The sequence below is a fragment of the Anaerostipes sp. Marseille-Q3525 genome (assembly GCF_018223505.1).
In the GTDB taxonomy this organism is placed as follows: domain Bacteria; phylum Bacillota; class Clostridia; order Lachnospirales; family Lachnospiraceae; genus Anaerostipes; species Anaerostipes amylophilus.
The window spans coordinates 78567-103754 of sequence record NZ_JAGTTT010000007.1; the positions used below are offsets into that span (position 1 = coordinate 78567).

The following is a 25188-nucleotide window of genomic DNA, read 5'->3' on the forward strand; positions in this document are numbered from 1 at the left end:
AGAAAAGCCACTTGAGAAAATGGGATTGATAAAGATGAGCATAAGATTACTAAGAGTTGTGATCTTATCATTTTTGATACCTGTTGTATTTGTTTTATTATTCCGTGTGTACGATGATAATGTGACATTTTCAATAGATTATCCATTGCCTTATGTGTTTGGATGTTTTTTGCTGATCTGGGCAGTTGGATGGGGCAAAGCTTTCGTTCATAGTATTCAGATCCACAAGAGGTTGAAATATCTGATCAATACAGCATGTTTATGTGAAAAAGATGTGATAAAGGTAAAGGACGAGTGGCAGAAGAAACTTAGAATTCATCAAAATGTAATAGTGAAACAGACCTATACGATCGCAACACCAATCATATGCGGTATCATAAAACCGGTCATCTTGCTGCCAGTAAAAGATTATTCCAAGGAAGAACTGGATGTCATTTTTGCACACGAACTGATGCATTGCCGTCATAAGGATATCCTATGGAAACAGCTTTGTGCATTCAGCCGTATTGTCTTCTGGTGGAATCCACTAATCCAGAGATTTGTCTTTGATGTAGACAGCTGGAATGAAAGCTATTGTGATCAGGCGGTTACAAAGATCTTAAAGAATAAGAAAGAATATTTTACAACCATATGCAGACTAGGAATAAAACCATTTGAAAAAGGGGCGTATCTTTGTGCAACACTATATGAAGATAAGAATCAGCTGAAGACAAGGATATACAGGATTAGGGCAATTGAAAGTATGAACATAATAAAGATTTTTGCAGGGCTTTGTATGGGTACATTATTGTTTGTGACTTCCATGTTTGCTGTGATATTTATTACAAGAGGATATCACGATATTTATATGAGAACAGTCATAACAGTTAGTGATCTTAGGGAAAAATATATGGACCCTGAGCCAATCGCAGAAGTTACGGATGTTGAGAAACTGGAAGTACATGATGAAGTCAGACTCGCAAAGAAGCTTCCAGTTGTACCAATGAAAGAAAGAATTACCAGAAAAAAAGATGATCTTGTATTCGTGCAGAAATTAAAAGCCGGGACAAGAATGGAATCGAACTCTGTCTATCTAAAGAAAGGAGAGACAGTAGAGATTTCAAATGGAAATTCCATGGATGAGAATACCAAGAAGGATTCAAAATTTGTTTCAGGGATCATTGATGATCGGGGAAAAGAATGGTATGCAATGAATTCCATGGATGTTAACTGTTCGATCAAGATTCAGAAAGAGGGAAATTACAGGGTATTTGTAGAAAACAGATATAAGACGAAAGTAAAAGTTTTTATGTTTACATATCTGGATAATAAAAAATAAAACAATAAGAAGGATCATAAATAGAATTATAAAAAGGAAAGAGGGATAGGATTTGAAACAAAAATAAGGACGGACAGGAAGGAGAATGCCTTATGAAGAAGCTATATCAGTCAGAACTCTATACAAAACATCATTGGAAAATTTAAAGGCAATATTTTTCTTCCACATTTTGTATATTTCACACTAGCGGCAATTAAGTATCTTGCACTGCCGATCTTGTTATTATTATGTGATATACATTCGGATTGGGTGTACAGCTACTAAAAAGAATCCGCAAACCTTTCGATACTTTATGTATCTTTGGTTTGCGGATTCTTTTTTTATCATTTATATATTTTTTGATTCGATTGAAATTAATTATTCGTAGCGAGGGCCTCATTCTCAGCAGCAAGCATTTCATCTTCATCTTCGTCGCTCATAGAGTATGCGATATTGACACTATGATCAGCGATACGCTCTAATTCAGAAAGCATATCAGAGAATAATAAACCAGCTCTTGGCTCACAGTCACCTTTGGCAAGACGTTTGATATGATGCTTCTGGTAGCGGCGTTCCATCTTATCGATGGAAGCTTCCAAAGCAGCAATCTCAGCAAGTTTATCTTCTTGTGTGTTCACACCATCCTGAGCCATAAAACTTTCTAAAGAAAGTTTTAACAGTTTAGAGACAGCTTCATACATTTTTTTGATTTCCTCTTTTGCATCGCCAGTAAGACCAGTATTATGTTTTAATTCGGTCTTTGTATAATCAGCAAAGTTCTCTGCGTGATCTCCAATTCGTTCAATATCATTGACTACATAGAACATGGAACCTAAAATCTTCTGATCGGCCAAAGGCAAAGATAACTGGTTTGATTTTACCAGATAATCTGTAATCGCATGGCTGACATTGTTGATGTCTTCTTCTCTGTGATAAATCTTATTCAGATATTCATCAGACTGATTTAAAAATCCTTTGATGGAACGATCCAGATTCTCCTGTGCCATATCTGCCATACGTTTTAATTCATTCTTAGCCTGAGGAATCATAGTTGCAGGAGATTTTAAGGAAATCTCTGTGATGTACTGTAATTCATTATGATGTACTTTTTGATCTTCTCCAGGAATGATCTTCTCAGTTAATGCAACAACTAAAGGTGTACATGGGAACATGAATAATACTTCAATGATCTTAAATGTTGTATGTGCATTTGCAACACTTCGTCCAAGATTTCCACCGGAAATACTTAAGAAGAAGTTAGTAATAGGCTCAAGTGCGATACTAAGTCCTGTAAAGATGATGATACTTCCAAATACGTTAAATAAGAAATGGATCATCGCAGCACGTTTCGCACCCTTATTACCACTTAAGCTGGCAAGTAATGCAGATACACAAGATCCCATATTACATCCAAGGATAATAAAGAAACAGATCGGAAGGCTTAATAATCCCTGTGAGGCCATTAACAAAACGATACTTACAGTGACTGAAGAACTCTGTAAGATCGCAGTCATGATAAATCCAAATAAAACTCCAAGGAAATGGTTATCAAGTGTCTGAAGATAAGACGTGATCAATGGTGAATCTTTTAACACAGACATAGCACTTGACATGGAAGTTAATCCCATAAATAAAACACCAAATCCAAGAACAACTTCTCCAATTTTCTGAACCGTAGGATTATTCATAAATAATACCATGATAACACCAGCCATCAAAAAGACAGGTGCGATCTCAGAAAGATTAAAAGATACAAGCTGAGAAGTAACAGTAGTACCGATATTGGCACCAAGGATAACTCCGGCAGCCTGAGATAAGTTCATAAGCCCAGCATTTACAAAGCTTACTACCATAACAGTAGCAGCACTGGAGGACTGAATGACTGCGGTAAAAAAGATACCGACTAACATACCGGTCAAACGGTTTGTAGTAAATATTTCAAGAATCCGGCGAAGTTTGGCACCGGCAGCTTTCTCAAGTCCATCGCTCATCAGTTTCATTCCATAAAGAAAGAGGCCAAGGCCTCCCATCAGAGCAAGTATGATAGTATAGTCCATACAACATTTCTCCTTTTTAACAATAACTTAACATAAATATTACTTATATTTTACTTTATACGAGGCAATGTGACAAGAAAAATTTTGATTTGTGATAGAGTTGCATGTATGAGATAGAAATATTCAAACTTCACATCTTCTGTCTGAGAAAACATCAGTTTACAGCCAGTAACATTCTCCATACACATCCGGTAGTGGTTTCGATTACGTCATCAAACCAGCAAATTAATATTTGTCTAAGCAAAATATTCATGATATAATCAGAGATACTGTAAAAATAGAGATGAATTAGATAAAGTAGGAGAAATAATAGAATGGAACAGTTAAAGAATGAGTCGTCAAGACAGTACGAATATATGGAAGAAATGAAAAAATGGGTTCAGAAAAAGTCTGAAGAATTAGGACGTAAGTTAACATGCCATGTAACAACATTTGGCTGTCAGATGAATGAAAAAGATTCAGAAAAGTTATTAGGAATCCTAGAAACGATCGGATATGAAGAAGTTGAGACAGAAGATGCAGACTTCTTAATTTTTAATACATGTACTGTCCGTGAAAATGCCAATACAAAGTTATATGGACACTTAGGACAGGTTAAGAAGATGAAAGAAAGAAATCCACAGATGATGATCGGATTATGTGGATGTATGATGCAGGAAGAACATGTCATTGAGAAAATCCGTACAAGTTATAAATTCGTAGATATCATTTTTGGAACACATAATATCTTCAAATTAGCTGAATTATTAAAAGCAAGAGTTGATTCTAAGGGGATGATCGTTGATATCTGGAAAGATACAGACCAGATTGTGGAAGATCTTCCAAGTGACCGTAAGTTTTCATTCAAATGTGGAGTCAATATCATGTATGGATGTAATAACTTCTGTAGTTACTGTATTGTACCATATGTAAGAGGAAGAGAGAGAAGCCGTAAGCCGGAAGATATCATTAAAGAAGTAAAACAGGTAGTATCAGAAGGAGTCAAAGAGGTTATGCTTCTTGGACAGAACGTAAACTCTTACGGAAAGACATTAGAGGAACCAATGTCTTTTGCCCAGTTATTAAGAGAAGTAGAAAAAGTCGAAGGATTAGAAAGAATCCGTTTTATGACTCCACATCCAAAGGATTTATCTGATGAGCTGATCGAAGTGATGGCAACAAGCAAGAAAGTATGTAAACATATGCATCTTCCAATGCAGTCAGGTAGCAGCCGTCTGTTAAAATTGATGAACCGTCACTATACAAAAGAACAGTATATTGCATTAGCTAAGAAGATTCAGGAGAGAATCCCTGGAGTATCATTTACAACAGATATTATCGTAGGATTCCCTGGAGAGACAGAAGAAGACTTCGAAGAGACATTAGATGTTGTAAGAGAAGTCGGATTTGACAGTGCATACACATATGTATATTCCAAACGTTCTGGAACACCAGCAGCAAGCATGGAGGATCAGGTGGATAAAGATGTCATCAAAGACCGCTTTGATAGACTTCTTGCCTTATTAAAAGAGACATCAGCAAAGAACTGTAAGAAGAAAGTAGGAGATATCGAGAGAGTTCTGATCGAAGAGGAAAATACACACGAAGAAGGAATGTTAACAGGAAGATTGGAAAATAACCTGTTAGTTCATTTCAGAGGATGCAAAGAACAGATCGGTACAATGGCCGATGTCAAATTAGTTGAGGAAAAAGGTTTCTATTATATGGGAGAACAGATCCATGGCTAAAAAAGGAAAACTTACACCGATGATGCAGCAGTATATGCAGATCAAAGAAGAGAATAAGGATTGTATCTTATTCTACCGCCTCGGAGATTTCTACGAGATGTTCTTTGATGATGCACTGACGGCATCCAAAGAATTAGAGATTACATTAACAGGAAAGAACTGTGGACTTGAGGAGCGCGCACCAATGTGTGGCGTTCCTTATCACGCTGTAGATTCTTATTTAAATAAATTAGTAGAAAAAGGATACAAAGTCGGAATCTGTGAGCAGGTGGAAGACCCAAGCCAGGCAAAAGGGATCGTAAAGAGAGAGATCGTGCGTATCGTAACACCTGGAACGAATATTTCACAGCAGAGTCTTGATGATGAGAAGAATAATTATCTGATGTGTATCTTTGCAAGTGATGGAAGCTATGGAATCTCATTTGTTGATGTCACAACAGGAGATTTCAGAACAACCTCCATGGACAGTTTAGCAAAGGTACGAGATGAAATCTTTAAATTCGAGCCGGCAGAGATTATTTGCAATGATGCATTCCTGATCAGTGGTATGGATTTTGATTATTTAAAAGATAAGATGTCTATCGTGATCTCAAGCATTGAGCCATATCATTTTGATGAAGAACAGGCAGAAGAACGGATCAAACGTCAGTTTAAAGTAGGAAATTTAGAAGGTCTTGGACTTGTGGATTATCCAATGGGAGTGATCGCAACTGGTGCATTACTTGGATATCTGCATGAGACACAGAAAAGTTCCTTAGATCATTTGATGCATATTGATGCATATGAGACAAGTGAATTTATGATCATTGACAGTTCCAGCCGCAGAAATTTAGAACTGTGCGAGACATTAAGAGATAAACAGAAAAAAGGTTCCCTTTTATGGGTATTAGATAAGACAAAGACAGCCATGGGAGCCAGAATGTTAAGAAATATGGTAGAGCAGCCATTGGTTGACAAGAAAAAGATCGAAGAGAGATACGATGCAATCACAACACTTACGAATCAGACGATCGTGAGAGAAGAATTAAGAGAATACTTAAATCCAATTTATGATCTGGAACGTCTGATGACAAAAGTAAGTTATAAGACAGCAAATCCAAGAGATATGATCGCATTTAAGACATCATTGGAACTTTTACCAGCGATCAAAACGATTCTTGAAGAATGTAAAGATTCGCTATTATCAGGGTTAAGAGAAGATTTAGACCCATTAGAAGATATTCATGATCTGTTAGAAGATTCCATTATTGAAGAACCACCGCTTGCGATCAAAGAAGGCGGAATCATCAAAGAAGGGTTTAAAGATGATATTGATCAATTAAAACGTGCGAAAACAGAAGGAAAACAGTGGTTGATGGAACTTGAGGAAAGAGAACGAGAGAAAACTGGAATCAAGAATCTGAAGATTAAATATAATAAAGTTTTTGGGTATTATTTGGATGTAACAAATTCTTACAAAGATCTTGTGCCCAATTATTATATTCGTAAGCAGACACTGGCAAATTCTGAGCGATATACAACAGAAGAATTAAACCAGCTGGCAGATACGATCTTAGGATCTGAAGATCGTCTGTATGCGTTAGAATATGAAACTTATGTTACGATCCGTGAAACATTAGCAGGAGAGATGGAGAGAATCTCAAGAACAGCCAATGTGATCGCACAGATTGATGCAATGGCCTCTTTTGCATATGTCGCAGAACGCAATCATTTTGTGCGTCCAAAATTAAATGTAAGAGGAACAATTGATATCAAAGATGGAAGACACCCGGTTGTAGAACAGGTGATTCCAAATGATATGTTCATTTCTAATGACACATACCTTGACAATAAGAAGAATCGTGTCGCGATCATCACGGGACCAAACATGGCAGGTAAATCAACCTATATGAGGCAGGTTGCCCTGATCGTGTTAATGGCACAGATTGGTTCTTTTGTACCAGCGGCAAAAGCTAATATTGGTATCGTAGATCGTATCTTTACAAGAGTCGGGGCATCTGATGATCTTGCTTCCGGACAGAGTACATTTATGGTTGAGATGAGTGAAGTTGCCAATATTTTAAGAAATGCGACAAAAAACAGCTTGCTGATCTTAGATGAGATTGGACGAGGAACCAGTACATTTGACGGACTGTCTATTGCATGGGCAGTTGTGGAATATATCAGTAATTCCAAGCTTCTTGGTGCAAAAACTCTGTTTGCGACACATTACCATGAACTGACAGAGTTAGAAGGTAAGATCGACAGTGTACATAACTACTGTATCGCGGTCAAAGAACAGGGAGACGATATCGTATTCCTTCGTAAGATCGTAAAAGGCGGTGCAGACAAGAGTTATGGAGTTCAGGTAGCGAAACTTGCAGGAGTACCAGATGCAGTGATCAACCGTGCAAAAGAGATCGCAAGAGAGCTGGAAGAACACGATCTGACATCAGGTGCTAAAGACATCATGCCATATGGAGAGGCCGAACAGTTAAGCTTCTTCAGGGAAAGTGATGAGCCAACAATGGAACATCCATTTATGGCAGAACTAAGAGAAAAAGATCTTTCCGATATGACACCACTGGAAGCATTAAATTACCTGTATGTATTACAGGAAAAGTTAAAGAACGAGGAGTAATTTATGGCGAAGATACAATTACTGGATCAAAAGACAATCGATAATATCGCAGCAGGAGAAGTCATTGAGAGACCAGCTTCTGTTGTAAAGGAACTTGTGGAAAATGCAGTTGATGCCAATGCCAATGCGATCACGGTTGAGATCAAAGATGGCGGAATGACGTTAATAAGAGTTACAGATAATGGAATCGGAATTCCAAAAGATCAGGTAAAGACTGCATTTTTGCGTCATGCAACAAGTAAGATCCGTTCGGTTGAAGATCTGTTAAGTGTATCTTCTCTTGGATTTCGAGGAGAGGCATTATCAAGTATCAGTGCGGTTGCACAGGTTGAACTAGTAACAAAGACAGCAGAAAGTTTTAGTGGAGTATCCTATAAGATCTATGGAGGAGAGGAAGAAGCTTTTGATGACATCGGAGCACCCGATGGAACGACATTTCTTGTAAAGAATCTGTTTTATAATACACCAGCAAGAAGAAAGTTCTTAAAGAGTGCGACAACCGAAGCAGGATATGTGGAACAGATGATGGTGCACATTGCCCTAAGCCATCCCGAAATCTCCTTCAAATTTATTCATAATAACAAGAATAAGATTTATACTTCTGGAAATGGAAAAGTTAAAGATATCATTTATCATATCTATGGAAGAGATGTGGCAGGAGCGTTAATTCCTGTACAAGCACAAAGTGAAGATGTCAAAGTGACAGGATTTGTCGCAAAACCTTATGTTTCCAGAGGCAACAGAAATTATGAGAGCTATTTTATCAATGGAAGATATATCAAAAGCTCGATCATTTACAAGGCGATTGAAGAAGGATATCGTACTTTTACGATGAAACATAGATATCCGTTTGTGTGTCTTGATTTTAAGATTAATCAGGAATTATTGGATGTCAATGTCCATCCGACGAAGATGGAGATACGATTTCGCAATGGAAGAGAGATTTATGAACTGGTTGTGGATACAGTCAAGGAGGCGTTACTTCAGAAAGATCTGGTGCAGGATGTATTAAGAGAAACACCGAAGAAGAAAGAGCAGCCGAAAACAAAAGAAGTGAAAAAGCCTGAGCCATTTGAGGTAAATCGAAGGAAAGAAGAGACTCAGAAGATGGACCAGACGATGAAAGACTTTGCAAAGATGCGACAAAGTCAGACGAATCAGCAAGGACAAGGTGTGCAGCAGATTGAAAAGTCGTCAATTGCAGCAAATTCAATAGGACATAGGGCAAAGCCTGAGGGTATGAAACAAGAGCGTTTAAAGAGCGAATCATCTCAAACCGCAAAGAAACCAACCTACGCAGGCTTAAACTACAACACACAGAAAAAAGAATTCCCGCAATACAAGACCGATGAATTAAGCAGTAACCAGATGACATTAAGAGAAGATCCGGTCTTTTCTGTACAGGCAAGACCTGACCGCAAGATCTTAGGACAGCTCTTTAAGACCTACTGGCTGATCGAATACGAAGACCAGTTATTCATTATGGACCAGCATGCGGCACATGAGAAGGTGAACTATGAAAGACTGATGAAGAATTTTAAAGAAAAAGAAATCTACAGTCAGAGATTAGAGCCGCCAATGGTAGTAACGGTTTCCATGATGGAAGCAGAAGCATTAGAAAGATACAAAGATGCATTCGCAGGTTTAGGATTTACGATAGAATCCTTTGGTGGAAATGAATATTGTATCCGTGAAGTTCCCGCAAATCTTTATGGAATTGGGGAAAGAGATTTATTTATGGAACTTTTAGATGCAGTGAGCCAGGAAAACGGGACAATGGATACTGAAGTGATCGCAAGTAAGATCGCAACGATGGCATGTAAGATGTCGATCAAAGGAAACCAGAGGGTATCGTTGATGGAAGTGGAACATCTCTTAGATGAACTGATGAAACTTGAGAATCCATACCAGTGTCCACACGGAAGACCGACGATCATTAAAATGAGTAAATATGAGATAGATAAGAAGTTTAAAAGAATCGTATAGGAAGCCAGATAAGGAGGAAATATCATGACAGATCAGGAATTATTAAATCTTGCGGATAAAGCAAAACAAAAAGCATATGTACCATATTCAAAATTTCAGGTAGGAGCAGCAATTCTTACAAAGGAAGGAAAAGTATTTACAGGATGTAATGTGGAGAATTCTTCTTATGGAGCGGCTATCTGTGCAGAAAGAACGGCAGCAGTCAAAGCAGTTAGCGAAGGATACCATGATTTTGAAGTGATTGCGATCGCATCCAATGGAAGTGACAAAGAAACTGTGTATCCATGCGGGATCTGCCGACAGTTTCTGCATGAATTTAATCCAGAACTCAAAGTGATCTGTCAAAGTCCAGATGGATTTGAAACTTATCGATTATCAGAACTTATGCCGAAAGGATTTTAAATAGATGAAACCAATGGTAATTTTAACAGGACCGACAGCGGTTGGAAAAACAGAGTTATCGATCCGATTAGCAAAAATCTTAAATGCAGAGATCATTTCCGCAGACTCCATGCAAGTCTATAAGAAAATGGATATTGGAACCGCGAAGATCCGTCCAGAAGAGATGGAAGGGGTCAAACATTATCTTGTGGATGAACTTGACCCAAGGGAAGAATTCCATGTGGCAAGATTTCAGCAGATGGCAAAAGATGCATTAGAAGAAATCTATGCAAAAGGAAAGATTCCACTGATCGTCGGTGGAACAGGATTCTATATTCAAAGTCTTCTTTATGATATTGATTTTACAAAGGAAGACGGAGATCAGGAATATAGAAGACAATTGGAAGAAAAGGCAAAAACAGAAGGAAATGACAGTCTGTATGAGATGTTAAAACAAGTTGATCCAAAGTCTACAGAAAAAATTCATAAAAATAATGTCAAACGAGTGATCCGCGCATTAGAATTTTATAAATTAAATGGATATCCGATCTCAGAACACAATGAGAAAGAAGCAGCAAAGACATCACCATATAATTTTGCTTATTTTGTATTAAATCATAAAAGAGATATCTTATATGACAGAATCAACAAAAGAGTTGATATCATGGCAGAACAAGGCTTGATCGATGAAGTAAAACGATTAAAAGAAGAAGGCTATGAAAAGACGATGGTTTCCATGCAGGGAATTGGATATCGTCAGGTATTTGAATACCTGGAAGGAAATTTATCTCTAGAAGATACGATCGATCTGATCAAGAAAGACACCAGACATTTTGCAAAGCGCCAGCTGACTTGGTTTGGAAGAGAAAAAGAAGTTGTCATGGTAGATAAGTCAAAATTTGGATCAGAAGATGAGATTTTAACATATATGCTTACAATATTAAAAGAAAAGGGGATCTATGATGAATCAGTTAAAGAACTATTATAAGGAAATGGGAGTCGAAGAGAAAGTCTTCGACTACGCACAAGAAGTAGAAAAAGGGTTAAAAGACCGTTTTGAAAAATTAGATGCGATCGCACAGTTAAATCAGATCAAGGTATTAAATGCGATGCAGAAACACCAGATCGCAGAGATGCATTTGGGTGGTACAACAGGATATGGATATAATGATTCTGGAAGAGAAGCAGTGGAAGCTTTGTATGCCGATGTTTTTGGAACAGAAGATGCACTTGTAAGACCACAGATCACATGTGGAACTCATGCATTAGGTCTGGCATTATCCGCAAATTTACGTCCAGGAGACGAAATTCTTGCTATTTCAGGAAAACCATATGATACACTAGAAGAAGTGATCGGAATCCGTGAATCCAAAGGATCCCTGAAAGAATATGGGATTACATATGCACAGGTAGATCTGTTAGAAGATGGAAGTTTTGATTTTGAAGGAATCAAAGATGCGATCAATGACAAAACGAAACTGATTCATATCCAGAGATCCAAAGGATATGCTACAAGACCAACATTATCGGTTGATGTGATCGGGGAAGCGATTGCATTTGTAAAAGAGATCAACAAAGATCTGATCGTTATGGTTGATAACTGCTATGGTGAATTTGTGGAGGAAAAGGAACCATCAGAAGTTGGAGCCGATATGATTGTTGGTTCTCTGATCAAGAATCCAGGTGGGGGACTAGCACCAATCGGTGGTTATATCTGTGGAAGAAGTGACCTGATCGAACAGTGTGCATACAGACTTACAACACCGGGACTTGGAAAGGAAGTAGGAGCAAGTCTAGGGGTAAACCGTCAGTTTATCCAAGGGTTCTTTATGGCACCAACGGTTGTTAATGCAGCGGTTAAAGGAGCAATCTTTGCAGCAAACCTTTATGAGAAATTAGGATTTAAAGTCATTCCAGATGGAAAAGAAGAACGCCATGATATCATTCAGGCAGTAGAATTTCATGATCCAGAGAAACTGGTTGCATTTTGTGAGGGAATTCAGAAAGCATCTCCGATTGACAGCCATGTAACGCCAATTCCATGGGATATGCCAGGATATGATAGTCAGGTCATTATGGCAGCAGGAACATTTGTATCTGGTGCATCCATTGAATTAAGTGCAGATGGACCGATGAAAGAACCATATGCGGTTTATTTCCAGGGAGGGCTTACTTACCCTCATGCAAAATACGGAATTATCATGTCACTACAGAGAATGGAAGAAAAAGGATTAGTTGAAATTCCAGAAGTATAAGAAATAAGAAAAATTTAAGGAAAACAACGGTTTGATTTCTATACATAAAAGAAAAGTTATGATAAAATTTATAAATGGGAAATGTTTTTGATCTTTGGGATTTTTTCGGTAGAAAGGATCAGATATGGAGAAAAAACATCAGACATTAAAGGAATTACCAATTTCAGAAAGACCCTATGAAAAGTGTGAAAAAAGTGGAGTAGAGGCTTTGTCAGATGCAGAATTGCTGGCAGTAGTCTTAAGAAGTGGAACGAAAGATCTGACAGTGGTGGATCTTTCTAAGCAGATTTTATCAATGAATCCTTTTTATGAAGGGCTTCTTGGAATCTGTCATACTTCCAGAGAAGAATTACAAAAGATACCTGGAATCGGGAAAGTAAAAGCAATGCAGATTTTATGCATTGCTGAATTATCCAAACGATTAGCACAGGCAAAAGTAGAAGATAAGATAAGTTTTCATGATCCGTCATCGATTGCAGATTATTATATGGAACAGATGCGGCATTTAAACAGGGAAGAGATGATTTTAATCTTTTTTAATGGGAAAAATAAAGTTATCAAAGAACTTAAAGTTTCTGTAGGAACGGTAAATCAGACAGTGGCTTCGCCAAGAGAACTATTTCTTGAGGCATTGCGGTGTGAAGCGGTATCAGTTCTAATGATCCATAATCATCCATCGGGTGATCCAACACCAAGCAGGCAGGATATTCTCACAACGAAGCGCATGAAAGAAGCAGGAGAGTTTCTTGGAATACCATTGTGTGACCATATTATCATTGGAGACAGAACATATATAAGTTTTCGGGAAGAACACATGATATAAGGAGCAGAAATATGAAAACGACACAGTTAGGAATTGAACTAGGAAGCAGACATTTAAGAATTGCTGCAACAAAGAAGAAAGAATTTTTAAAGATTAAGAACATGATTGCTTTTGATGAAGATGATAAAGTCAAAGCAATCGGAGATGAAGCATTTGATATGTATGAGAAACAGCCATATAGTGTGAGGGTTATAAAACCTATGGAACATGGGGTTATTTCAGATTACACAAATATGAGGTATTTATTAGGAACAGTGCTTGATGGATACTTTAAGAGAGTACACAAGCCAGAGCTGGTGATAGCTGTACCTGTGGATATTACAAATGTAGAGAAGAGAGCATTTGATGATCTTGCATGGGAAGCCGCAGGAAAGGTAAAGGATATCAAACTGATAGAGAAACCAATTCTTGCAGCGATCGGAAGCGGAATTGATGTAGAAGCCCCATGTGGTAATATGATCATTGATATCGGGGCGGGTACAACAGAAATTTCTGTGATTTCCTTAGGCGGAATTGTAGAAAGCAGATTACTGCCATATGGTGGGGATCAGATCGATGAGTGGATCAAAGATTATGTAAAGAAGAATTACAAATTAGAGATCGGTATGAAGAATGCAAGACGATTAAAGATGGCATATGCCGAGAATGAGACGCAGCAGGATATTTCTGTAAAAGGAAGAGATATTGTAAGTGGACTTCCAAAAGAAGTAAAGATTCCGGCAGCAATTGTGGAAGAAAAAGCAAGAGATCAGATTCGAGAGATCTGTATGCAGGCAAAAGCGGTACTGGAGGTTGTCACTCCGGAACTTGCGACTGATATTGTGAATGAAGGAATCTATATATCTGGAGGAGCTTGTGGATTTACAAAGACAGAAGAATGGATCAAAGAAGAACTGAAGGTAACGGTTCATATCAAACCAGAACCACAAGATCATGTAATTTTAGGAATGCAGTCATATTTAAAATAAAGTAAATGATGAAATGAGGACAGATGTATGAAATTGCAAAAGAAAAAATTTAATTCAAATCATCTGCTGGCAATCTTTATCGTTATATGTGGATTGTTAGCAGGGATTAGTGTTTTTGCAGGAGGGGTGCTCTCACCGGTAAAGAATGTATTCTTTACGGTTTTATCACCGATGCAGGAAGGCACTAATTCCATCGGAAATTTTGTTTTTTCATGGAATGAGAAGGCAAAAAGCAAGAAAGCACTGAAAGCAGAGAATGAGAAGCTTCAGGAGAAAGTTGATGCATTAAAGATGCAGAATCGTGTGCTTGAACAGAATCAGGTAGAATTAGAACGACTTCAGGATCTGCTGAAATTGAAGAAAAAATACAAAAAATATCATACAGTCGGAGCTAGAGTTATCAGTAAAGGATCAGGAAACTGGTTTGATATATTTATGATCGACAAAGGAAGCAAAGATGGCCTCAAAAAAGATATGAATGTTATTGCAGGAAATGGTCTGGTAGGAATCGTTTATGATGTATCTGCACATACAGCAAAAGTGCGAACGATCATCAATGACACAAGCATGGTCAGTGCAATGTTCTTAAAGACGAATGATTCTTGCATTGTAAATGGAAGTCTTGATACAATGGAAGACGGATATCTGGAAGTTGTATATATCAGTAAGGATGCGAAAGTTAAGAACGGAGATGAGTTGGTAACATCTTATGTAAGTTCTAAATTTAATGAAGGGATCACGATTGGAAAGGTATCTGATATCAAGCTTGATTCTACAAAACTTACAAAGACAGCTAAGGTTACACCGATCGTTGACTTTAAGCATTTAAAAGAAGTATTAGTTATCACAGATCTTAAGAAAACAGAGAACCTCGATACAGGAACTAAGGAATAGCAGGTGAAGATATGAAGATTAAGAGAATTTTGTTTTATGTAATATCTGTACTTGTTTGCTTTCTATTGCAGACATCAGTGTTTGAGTTTTTAAAACTTGCAGATGTTATGCCGAATATCTTACTGATCTTAACAGTTACAATAGCATTTATTAGAGGAAAGAAAGCGGGGATCGTGGTAGGGTTTGTCTGTGGGTTGTTGATTGATATTTTTTCAGGAAGTGTGCTAGGGCAATATGCATTTGTATATCTCATGTTTGGATATGTAAATGGATGGTTTCATGCATATTTTTATGAAGATGATATTTTACTTCCGATCGGCCTTTTGACAGCAAATTCTCTTGTATACAGCTTTGTGATCTTTTTCTTCTTTTTTGCATTAAGAGGAAGACTTCAGTTCTTTTCTTATTTGTTTAAAGTAATGATTCCAGAGGCTGTTTATACAGGAATCACAGCATTGATCATTTATAAGATATTGTTGGAAGTAGATATTAGGATCAGAGATGGTGAAAAAAGGAGTATGTTCTAGTGTTACGAAAAATTTACGATAAAGCAGAAAAATTATTAGCAAACAGACTGCTTGCACTGATCGTACTGATCGCAGTACTTTATTGTGTTTTGATCGGAAGGGTATTTGTGCTTCAGATCGTGGAAGGACAGTCTCATAGGCAGGATTTTACATACAAAGTACAAAAGACAGTCAAGACATCAGGTACACGAGGAAATATTTATGATGTCAATGGAAAATTATTAGCATATAATAAGTTGGTTTACACTGTAAATTTCCAAAATGACAGTGCATTCCAGACACTTGCTAAGCAAAATGGGACATCAGAGAGTTATGAGAAGAATGAAGTAATCTACAAAGTAATCAAGATTCTTGAACGTAATGGAGATTCATTTATCAATGATATTCCAATTGAATATACAGGAAGCGGTAAACTAAGATTTACAGAGACAGGATCAAGACTTAAGAAATTTAAGAGAGATGTTTTTGGAATCGGAAGTGATACTTCTGATCTTTCACAGTCAGAGAAGGAATTAAGAAACAAACAGCTTAATGCGACAGCAGAAGAAGTCTTTCAGTATTTAAGAGATGGAACGATGGGATCATCAGGAACTGGAAAGATGTTTGATATTGATAAAAAATATTCCAAAGAAGATGCATTAAAGATCATGTCAGTAAGATACAGTGCATTTTTGAGTAGATATTCACAGTATATGAAGGTTACGATTGCAAATGAGATTAATAGCAAGAGTATTGCGGAGATCAAAGAAAGAAGTTCAGAACTTCCAGGAATCGATATTGATACAAAGTCTATTCGTGTATATAATAAAAGCGAGGCAGTGTCTCATATTATTGGATACACAGGAACAGTCAACACAGACGAATTAGAAACTTATAACAAAGGTAAAAAAGAAGAAGATAAAGATTACTATTCCAGTGATGAAACAGTTGGAAAAGCAGGTATAGAAAAACAGTTTGAGAAGTATCTGCACGGAGACAGCGGAAGCAAGACATTGGTTGTCAATAATGTGGGAAAAATCGTAGAAACTACGAAGACAGTGAAATCCGGGACAGGAAATAATATTACATTATCTATAGACAGTGATCTGCAGGAATATGTATACAATCTTCTTGAGAAAAAGATCGCAGGAATCGTATTATCCAAGCTCACAAGTTCTGACAGTGCAGGAAATGACCGTGAGAATATTATGATACCGATCAAGAAAGTATATTATTCATTTATTGGAAATAGTGTGCTCGATCTTGAGGATCTGAATGGCAATGATGCAACATCTTACGAAAAGAAGATGTACAAAAAGATTCAGAGGCTTGAAGATGCCGCGATCAAAACATCAAAGAATCTGGTATTGAATGAAAAGAAAGCTTATAAGGATGAAAGTGATGAGAAACAGGCATATTCATCTTATGTATATAGTTTGTTATCAAGTAAGAAGATTCTCTTAAGCAGCTCTATTGATACGACAGATAAAACATACCAGAGATGGAAAGATGAGAAAATCAGTTTAAGCGAATTCTTAAGATATGCGGTGAATAAAGAATGGATAGATATTTCATCTTTGAATATCAATAGTAAGTATAATGATACAGAAGAGATCATGAAAGCACTGGCAGCATATGTTGAAGATGCATTGATTGAGGCAGATGATTTCGATATGACGGTTTGTGAACAGAGTATCATGAAGGGTAAATTAAGTGGAAGAGAAGTATGTCTTCTGCTTTATGAACAGGGAGTCCTTAAGAAGAAAGGCGACAGTGATTATTCTGCCTTGAAATCTGGATCTTTAAACAGTTATGATTTTATCCGTAAGAAATTAAAAAGTTTGCAGATCACACCGGCACAGCTTGGAATGGATCCATGTTCTGGCTCTGTTGTTATTACAGACTCTAAGACTGGAAAGGTAAAAGCATTGGTAAGTTATCCAGGATATGATAGTAATCGTTTATCAAATGGAACAGATTCCGGATATTACAGACAGCTGGCTAATTCAGCATCAACGCCGTTATATGACCAGGCATTAAAACACAAAACAGCACCAGGATCTACATTTAAACCATTATCAGCACTAGCAGGTCTGAATGAAAAAGTTATTACAACGAGCACGGTGATCAACTGTACAGGTTTGTATGATAAGATCACGCCACCAGCAAAATGCTGGAAGTATCCGGATCGTCATGGACCAAGAACTGTATCTACAGCGATAGAAGCATCTTGTAATTATTTCTTTTATGAAGTAGGATATAGATTAGGAAACAAATCAGGTTCATACAGCAGTAAGGAAGGATTAAAATATCTGGAAAAATACGCAACAGATCTTGGACTGAATAAGAAGTCTGGAATTGAACTTGATGAGTCATCTCCACAGGTTTCTGATGAGACTTCTGTACGTTCTGCCATTGGACAGGGACGTAACAGTTTCACACCAAGTCAGATTTCTAATTATGTGACAACGTTATCAAACAGAGGTACAGTATATAATCTTAGTATCATGGATAAGATCACAGACGATAATGGAAAGATGATTAAGAAGTATGGTGTCAAGAAAGTCAGACAGCTCCATTATGATACGAAGTACTGGAATGCGGTACAGACAGGAATGAGAGGTGTAGTGAATGGAAATGACAGTTCTGTAAGTAGTATTTTCAAAGGAATGAAAGTAAAGGTTGCAGGAAAGACTGGTACTGCACAGGAGAATAAGAAACGTCCAAACCATGCACTGTTTATTTCTTATGGACCATATGAGAAACCAGAGATCACGACGACAGTAGTTATTCCGTTTGGATATACTTCATCCAATGCTGCATCTACGGCAAAGGATATTTATGAGTATTATTTTGCAAATGATAAGACAAAGGCGAAGATGGAGAAGAATAATAAATCAGTCACAGAAACCAATGTAGGTACTGCGGGAGACTAAGAAAAGAAGAGAGGAATCGTATGAATCATCCGGTATTGTTAAAAGGAAACAGCATTGGGCTTACTATGGTGCTTGATCCTGAGATGAAGTTTGAACAGCTCAAAGCTGCTATTTGTGAGAAGTTTATACAGGCAAAAGATTTCTTTAACGGACAGACCCAGATCGCATTGAAGATCGAAGGTCGGAAACTCACATCCCAACAGCTTGAAGAAGTTTTAGGGATTATTGCCGAAAAGACAACATTGACGATCGCATATGTCATAGAAGATGATAAGATCATGGAGACATCATTTAAAGAGGCATTAAAGAAACTTGAGGAGAAGGAACAGAAAAGATCGCAATCTCTGATTGATGAGAGAAGAAAGGGAGATGGACAGTTTTACCGAGGAACCTTAAGGTCTGGACAGAGTCTTGAATCTGATGGAAGTGTTGTTGTTGTCGGAGATGTCAATCCTGGAGCATCAGTCAGCGCGAAAGGAAATGTTGTTGTTCTTGGTTGTGCTAAGGGATATCTAAGTGCAGGAAGCGGTGGAGATGATCATGCATTTGTTGCGGCATTGGACATGCAGCCCATGCAGATACGCATTGGAAAGCATATAGCAAGAAGTGCAGATGGAGAACCGGAGAAGAAGAAAAAATTCTTTGGAAGATCCAAGAACAGTGATAATCAACCGATGGAAGCACAGATTGCATTTGTTGAAGAAGGAAATATTTATATCGAGCCCATATCAAAAGCGCTCTTAAATGAAATCATAGTATAGTTAATGGAGGAAAATAAAATGAGTGAAGTTATTGTAATCACATCTGGAAAAGGTGGCGTTGGAAAGACAACAACCACTGCCAATGTGGGAACAGGATTAGCGAAAGAAGGAAAGAAAGTTGTATTGATTGATACAGATATCGGACTTCGTAATCTGGATGTTGTCATGGGGCTTGAAAATAGGATCGTATATAATTTGGTTGATGTTGTGGAAGGAAATTGCAGAATTAAGCAGGCAATGATCAAAGATAAGAAATATCCAAACCTTTTCTTATTACCATCTGCTCAGACAAGAGATAAGACATCTGTAACACCAGAACAGATGGCAAAACTTGTAGAGGAATTAAAAGATGAATTTGATTATATCATTCTAGACTGCCCGGCTGGAATCGAGCAGGGATTTAAGAATGCGATCGCTGCAGCTGACAGAGCATTGATCGTTACAACTCCGGAGGTATCCGCAATCCGTGATGCGGACCGTATCATTGGTTTATTAGAGGCAAATGACATACATAAGATTGATCTTGTGATCAACAGAATTCGTATGGATATGGTAGAAAGAGGAGATATGCTCTCAAAAGACGATGTGCTTGATATTCTTGCAGTTGACCTGATCGGAATCGTTCCAGATGATGAGAATATCGTTATTTCCACAAACCAGGGAGAGCCGCTGGTTGGAAGCAATACACCAGCAGGAAAAGCTTATAAAAATATTTGTGACCGCGTGATGGGCAAAGAAGTCCCATTTATGGAAATTACAGGACCAACTTTCTTCCAGAGACTTGCACATGTATTTAAAAAGTAGAGGGGAGATAAAAGATGGGTTTTTTTGATAATTTTTTTAAGAAAAAGAGTTCAGGAGAAGTAGCAAAGGACCGTTTGAAATTGCTGCTTGTTTCAGATCGGTCAAATTGCTCTCCTGAGACGATGGAACTGATCAAAAATGACATCATTAAGGTAATCTCCAAATATATGGAGATCGACCCGGACGGATTGGACATTCAGATTACACAAAACAGCGAAGAATCCGAAGGACCGGCATTATATGCCAATATTCCGATTCGCGAGCTTAGAAAATAACATTGGAGAAAGAACATGCTGCGAAATTATCGATTGCAAAATTACAATTTCAAACTCTTATTTAATGTACTTGTACTGATGGCAATGGGACTTTTATTTATTCATAGTGCAAATCCTTCATTCGTTGTAAAACAGGCACTTGGTATTACAATGGGACTTGGTATTATTATTGTAGTATCACTGATTGATTTTCAGGTATTTACAAGAAATGCAGAAATATTGTATATTTTTAATGTAATCATGCTGATCGGCGTCAAGTTATTTGGAAAAGATGTGAATGGAGCAAAGAGGTGGTTTTCCCTTGGACCATTGGGAACATTTCAGCCATCAGAACTTAGTAAAGTGATCATGATTATTGTGATTGCAGCATTCCTTGTCAAACATCAGGATGATCTTAACGAACCTAAGATCCTTGGAAAGCTTGCATTAGTATGTGCAGTACCGCTTCTTTTAATCTTGAAGCAGCCAAGTCTTTCCTCAACACTCGATATTTGTTTTATCATTCTTGGAATGATATTTATGGCAGGATTGTCTTCTAAACTGATCGTTCGTGTATTGATTATTGGAGTACCACTTTTAGCAATCTTTTTATGGTACGTCCAGACGCCTGGACAGGTTTTACTAGAGCCGCATCAGGTGGCCAGGATCATGTCATTTTTACATCCAGAGAATTATGCAGATTCAACAGCTCTTCAGACAAGCAATTCAATTATGGCAATCGGATCTGGAGGATTATTTGGAAAAGGTTTTGGAAGTAATACAATATCGAATGTATCAGCCAGCGATGTAAATTTGGTATCCGAGAATCAGACAGATTTTATTTTCTCAGTGATCGGAGAAGAATTTGGATTTGTTGGATGCGTGATCTTGATCGTTATATTTGCATGCCTTGTATATCAATGTATGAATGTGGCGAAGAAATCAGGAAATCTGATCGGTACTTATGTTGCTGTGGGAGTTGCCTGCTATATGGGATTTCAGTCATTTATCAACATAGCTGTTGCGACAGGAACTATGCCGAATACAGGACAGCCACTTCCGTTTATCAGTTATGGGTTAAGCTCGTTGATGTCGGCATCGATTGCGATCGGAATGGTACTTAACATATATTTACAAAGAAAAAGACACTAGGAGGTTCTATTTATGAATGTAGGATTAGTTGCCCATGATGGGAAAAAGAACTTGATGCAGAATTTGTGTATTGCATATCAGGATATTTTAAAAAAGCATAAATTATATGCAACAAGTACGACCGGACAGATGATCGAAGATGTTGCCAATTTAAAGATTCATAAACTTCTTGCGGGACATTTTGGCGGAATGCAGCAGATGGGAAGCAAGATATCCAACAATGAAATAGACCTTTTGATTTTTTTACAGGATCCGTCAAATAAGAAGAGAACACCGGATTTTTATAATGTTTTAAATCTCTGTGACCAGTATAATATTCCATGTGCTACGAATCTTCCAACTGCGGAAGTATTGATCCTTGCACTGGATCGAGGAGATTTGGATTGGAGGAATATGTATAAATAGACTGTCAGGAGACGGTCTTTTTTTACAAAGATTATGAAGATGAAGAAAATAATATGTATGATTATGTCGATCATGATGGTAGCAATGTCAGGGTGCCAGTCATCCAGCGCAGCATCACTTGATTATGAACAGCATTATAAAACAACAGGAACAGCAATGAAAGAATCAGCATTGTCAGACCGCTGGGAATCTAAAGGCTCTAAAGTAGCAGTTGTATCAAAGAAGAAGGCAGAGAATGAGGATTATCCAGATGCCAAAGAAGTACTTCTTGTGAATAATACAAAGAATAAAGTATTAGTAAGCCAGAAGGTATTTGATCAGGCATATCCAGCAAGTACAACAAAGATCATGACAGCACTTCTCACACTGGAGAATTTAGATTTAAATAAAGTTGTTACGATCAAACATGATATTACATTCCCAGATGGTGCAGCAGTGGCAGTTCATCTAAAAAAGGGAGACAAGATCACAGTAGAAGCACTACTCAATGCCCTGATCATTATGTCAGCAAATGATGCGGCAGTAGCATTAGGAGAAGAAGTCTCTGGAGATCTGACAAGCTTTGTAAAATTAATGAATAAGCGTGCTAAAGAATTAGGTGCAACAAATACACATTTTGCAAACCCAAATGGTTTACATTTAGCCAATCATTATTCTACAGCATATGATTTATACCTGATTTTTAAGGAAGTAGCGAAACACAATGAATTTTTCAATATTGCGGGAAGATCAAGCAGTAGAATTGAATATACAGGCTCTAAAGGACAGTTGAAAGTCTATGATATGGCATCTACAAACCAGTATATTGCAGGTACTTATACATTACCAAGTAATGTATACATGATTGGTGGGAAGACAGGTACAACAACACAGGCAGGTTCTTGTCTGATTCTGCTTACAAAGAATAAAGACGGAGAAGAGTTTATTTCAGTGGTATTAAAAGGAGCAACAAAATCAGCACTTTACCATACAATGACAGATATTTTATCAAAGGAAAACTAAAATGGAACGATATAAAACTTACAGTGGACATTTAAAACAAATATATGGAGAAAAAGTATATAAGCTGCCGGTAAATCTTCCAGTGACTTGTCCGAATCGTATGGATGGAGATGGGTGTAGTTTTTGCGGAGGGGTTGGAACAGGCTTTGAAGCAATGAATTGTGAAACCTCTGTAAGTGAACAGTTATTAACAACAAAAGAAAAGATAGCCAAGCGATACAAAGCAAAAAAATTTATTGCGTATTTTCAAAATTATACGAACACATTTCTTCCAGTAAAACAGTTAGAAGAATATATGATCGAAGCAGCCAGGATGGAAGATATTGTTGGAATTTCAATATCAACAAGGCCAGACTGCATTACAAGAGACTATCTTGACTGTATGAAGAATGTTTCAGACACATATGGTGTGAAAATATCAATAGAATATGGACTTCAGACAGTAAATTATAAGACTTTGGAGAAGATCAACAGAGGACACAGTCTTGCAGAATATCTGGATGCGGTTTTAATGACAGCACCTTATGGATTTGAAATTTGTACACATATCATATTGAATCTTCCAGGTGATGATATAAGAGATGTTATAGAGACGGCAAAGATCCTGTCAGTACTTCCGGTACAGATCGTAAAACTACATTCATTATATGTGCCGAAAGGTTCCAGATTGTACAAAGAATTTGAGGAAGGCAAGGTCAGTATGTGTTCCGCAGAAGAATATTTGGAAAGACTTGTAACTTTTATCAGTTATGTTAGAAGTGATATGGTGATCGAACGACTATTCAGCCGTGTACCAAAAGAAGATGCGTCATTTTCAAATTGGGGAATCAGCTGGTGGAAATTAAGAGACCAGTTTGATGCGATAATGGAGGAGAGAAATCTTACACAGGGGTGTAAGGCAGACTATCAAAACGGAGCAGCACTCAGGCGATGGAGGATTTGTTAAATGGCAAAAAAACGACAACGAAAAATAAAAATGCGCTGGAATATTGGAATGATCATATTTGCGGTAATTTTTGTTTATATCGTGATCAATGTCATAATATTTATGGGCAAGAAAAAACTGAGTGTATATAAAGTTACCGAAGATAAGATTACAAACACATTATCATTGACGGGAATTGCAGTCAGGGATGAACAGTTATTAAAGACATCACAGTCTGGATACATTACATATTATGTAGAAGAAGGAAAGCGGGTCAAGAAAGATGGAACTGTTTTTACTGTAGACAAGGATAAGAAAGTTCAGGAAACATTTGCAGAAAAAGTAGAAGAGTTGCAAAAGACGACAAATGTGATGGATGATGATGAGGTATCACGTAAGATCAATGAGTATCAGTCCGTTTACAATGATAATAATTTTTCAGAAGTGTATGATTTAAAATACGATCTTAAGAATGCTATTTTAAATATCAATGAAGATGCAATGAAGAAAGTGATCGCATCAGTACAGGATGCGATGGGGACAGAAAGTTTTCAGACACAGAAAAGTACTTCAAGTGGTGTGGTAGAATTTTATTCGGATAAATTTGATGGGAAAAAAGTAAGTGATATCAATGCATCAGACTTTGATCAGACAAGATATCGAAAACAAAAATATAATACAGCAGATAAAGTAAAAAAGAATAAAGTTGTTGCAAGGATCAATAAGAGTGAAAAATGGCAGATTGTTGTTCCATTAAAAGAAGAAGAGTACAAGATGCTCAAAGACAAAAAAGAAGTATCAATACGATTTATGCAAGATCAGAATAAAGCAACAGCAACAGTAGAAACCATCAAAAAAGGTAAAAATTATTTTGGATATCTAAAATTAAATGATTATGCGGTTCGTTATTTGAGTGAACGTTATCTTGAGGTTGACATTACTTTAGATTCTTATAAAGGGTTAAAGATTCCAAATACATCAATTGTTAAGAAAAAGTTTTATCAGGTTCCGGTCAAATACCTTACAAAAGGTGATAATAGTACGACGGAACAGTTTGCCGTACGAAGCACTAGTAAGAATGGTGAGGTAACGGTAGAACAAAAAACGTATACCATTTATGGCAGAAGTGAAAAATACTGTTATCTGGATCCTGATGAAGTAGGGGAGAATGTTGTATTGCAGGCAATGGACTCTAATCAGACATTTTTGATCGAGAAGAAGAAGACATTGCAAGGGGTATATTGCACAAATCGTGGTTATGCAGATTTTAAACCGATCGATATTCTGACACAGAAAGATGATTACTCGATCATAGCCAATGATACGAATCAGGGAGTCAGTGCATATGACTTTATCGTATTGGATGGAACGACGATCAAGGAAAATCAGATTATTTATTAAATGACATTATCAATCAACAGAAAGAAGGAAGAAA

21 protein-coding genes are annotated in these 25188 nt (G+C 37.2%); 20 read left to right on the forward strand and 1 reads right to left on the reverse strand.

Annotated features, from left to right (window positions below):
* Positions 1-34: 34 nt before the first annotated feature.
* A complete protein-coding gene (locus tag KE503_RS05135) occupies positions 35-1318 on the forward strand; it encodes a M56 family metallopeptidase (protein WP_212384635.1) in 1284 nt (427 codons plus the stop codon).
* A gap of 353 nt (positions 1319-1671) precedes the next feature.
* On the opposite strand, the gene KE503_RS05140 is transcribed toward KE503_RS05135, so the two are convergent.
* Positions 1672-3354, reverse strand: a complete 1683-nt coding sequence (locus KE503_RS05140; protein ID WP_022375114.1) for a Na/Pi cotransporter family protein — start codon at positions 3352-3354, stop codon at positions 1672-1674.
* 314 nt (positions 3355-3668) lie between these two features.
* Here KE503_RS05140 and miaB point away from each other — a divergent pair, with 314 nt between their 5' ends.
* The 19 genes from miaB to KE503_RS05235 all read left to right on the forward strand — a co-directional run bounded on the left by miaB (position 3669) and on the right by KE503_RS05235 (position 25154).
* Entirely contained in the window at positions 3669-5081 is a 1413-nt protein-coding gene (miaB, locus tag KE503_RS05145; RefSeq protein WP_212384636.1) for a tRNA (N6-isopentenyl adenosine(37)-C2)-methylthiotransferase MiaB, read from the forward strand.
* Positions 5074-7701, forward strand: coding sequence for a DNA mismatch repair protein MutS (gene mutS / locus KE503_RS05150; protein WP_212384637.1), 2628 nt, complete (start codon positions 5074-5076; stop codon positions 7699-7701). The genes miaB and mutS overlap by 8 nt, the downstream gene beginning before the upstream one ends.
* Before the next feature lie 3 nt (positions 7702-7704).
* Positions 7705-9687 (forward strand): DNA mismatch repair endonuclease MutL, encoded by a 1983-nt coding sequence (mutL, locus tag KE503_RS05155; protein ID WP_212384638.1) that lies wholly within the window; start codon positions 7705-7707, stop codon positions 9685-9687.
* A 24-nt stretch (positions 9688-9711) separates the two neighbouring features.
* Positions 9712-10089 (forward strand): cytidine deaminase, encoded by a 378-nt coding sequence (gene cdd / locus KE503_RS05160; RefSeq protein ID WP_055197289.1) that lies wholly within the window; start codon positions 9712-9714, stop codon positions 10087-10089.
* 4 nt (positions 10090-10093) lie between these two features.
* Positions 10094-11056 (forward strand): tRNA (adenosine(37)-N6)-dimethylallyltransferase MiaA, encoded by a 963-nt coding sequence (gene miaA, locus KE503_RS05165; RefSeq protein ID WP_022375119.1) that lies wholly within the window; start codon positions 10094-10096, stop codon positions 11054-11056.
* Positions 11028-12323, forward strand: a complete 1296-nt coding sequence (locus KE503_RS05170) for a methionine gamma-lyase family protein (RefSeq protein WP_212384639.1) — start codon at positions 11028-11030, stop codon at positions 12321-12323. The genes miaA and KE503_RS05170 overlap by 29 nt, the downstream gene beginning before the upstream one ends.
* Positions 12324-12447: 124 nt before the next feature.
* Positions 12448-13146 carry a RadC family protein gene (gene radC / locus KE503_RS05175; protein ID WP_022375121.1) on the forward strand — a complete coding sequence of 233 codons (699 nt, stop codon included), beginning with the start codon at positions 12448-12450 and terminating at the stop codon, positions 13144-13146.
* An 11-nt stretch (positions 13147-13157) separates the two neighbouring features.
* Positions 13158-14114: a rod shape-determining protein gene (locus KE503_RS05180; RefSeq protein ID WP_117944583.1), complete on the forward strand. Its 957-nt coding sequence runs from the start codon at positions 13158-13160 to the stop codon at positions 14112-14114.
* A 27-nt stretch (positions 14115-14141) separates the two neighbouring features.
* A complete protein-coding gene (gene mreC / locus KE503_RS05185) occupies positions 14142-15008 on the forward strand; it encodes a rod shape-determining protein MreC (RefSeq protein ID WP_022375123.1) in 867 nt (288 codons plus the stop codon).
* A gap of 11 nt (positions 15009-15019) precedes the next feature.
* Positions 15020-15535, forward strand: a complete 516-nt coding sequence (mreD, locus tag KE503_RS05190; protein WP_022375124.1) for a rod shape-determining protein MreD — start codon at positions 15020-15022, stop codon at positions 15533-15535.
* Positions 15535-18450: a penicillin-binding transpeptidase domain-containing protein gene (locus tag KE503_RS05195; RefSeq protein WP_212384640.1), complete on the forward strand. Its 2916-nt coding sequence runs from the start codon at positions 15535-15537 to the stop codon at positions 18448-18450. The genes mreD and KE503_RS05195 overlap by 1 nt, the downstream gene beginning before the upstream one ends.
* Positions 18451-18470: 20 nt before the next feature.
* Positions 18471-19211 carry a septum site-determining protein MinC gene (gene minC / locus KE503_RS05200; protein ID WP_022375126.1) on the forward strand — a complete coding sequence of 247 codons (741 nt, stop codon included), beginning with the start codon at positions 18471-18473 and terminating at the stop codon, positions 19209-19211.
* A gap of 18 nt (positions 19212-19229) precedes the next feature.
* Positions 19230-20015 carry a septum site-determining protein MinD gene (gene minD, locus KE503_RS05205; protein WP_022375127.1) on the forward strand — a complete coding sequence of 262 codons (786 nt, stop codon included), beginning with the start codon at positions 19230-19232 and terminating at the stop codon, positions 20013-20015.
* Positions 20016-20029: 14 nt separating this feature from the next.
* The gene (gene minE, locus KE503_RS05210; protein ID WP_022375128.1) at positions 20030-20290 is read left to right on the forward strand and encodes a cell division topological specificity factor MinE; all 261 of its coding nucleotides are present in this window, start codon (positions 20030-20032) and stop codon (positions 20288-20290) included.
* A 15-nt stretch (positions 20291-20305) separates the two neighbouring features.
* The gene (locus KE503_RS05215; RefSeq protein ID WP_022375129.1) at positions 20306-21421 is read left to right on the forward strand and encodes an FtsW/RodA/SpoVE family cell cycle protein; all 1116 of its coding nucleotides are present in this window, start codon (positions 20306-20308) and stop codon (positions 21419-21421) included.
* Positions 21422-21433: 12 nt separating this feature from the next.
* Positions 21434-21826, forward strand: coding sequence for a methylglyoxal synthase (locus tag KE503_RS05220; protein WP_022375130.1), 393 nt, complete (start codon positions 21434-21436; stop codon positions 21824-21826).
* Positions 21827-21865: 39 nt separating this feature from the next.
* Positions 21866-22828: a D-alanyl-D-alanine carboxypeptidase family protein gene (locus KE503_RS05225; protein ID WP_249182969.1), complete on the forward strand. Its 963-nt coding sequence runs from the start codon at positions 21866-21868 to the stop codon at positions 22826-22828.
* A gap of 1 nt (position 22829) precedes the next feature.
* Positions 22830-23774, forward strand: coding sequence for a TIGR01212 family radical SAM protein (locus tag KE503_RS05230; RefSeq protein WP_055197299.1), 945 nt, complete (start codon positions 22830-22832; stop codon positions 23772-23774).
* A complete protein-coding gene (locus KE503_RS05235) occupies positions 23775-25154 on the forward strand; it encodes an HlyD family efflux transporter periplasmic adaptor subunit (RefSeq protein ID WP_212384641.1) in 1380 nt (459 codons plus the stop codon).
* Positions 25155-25188: the final 34 nt, after the last annotated feature.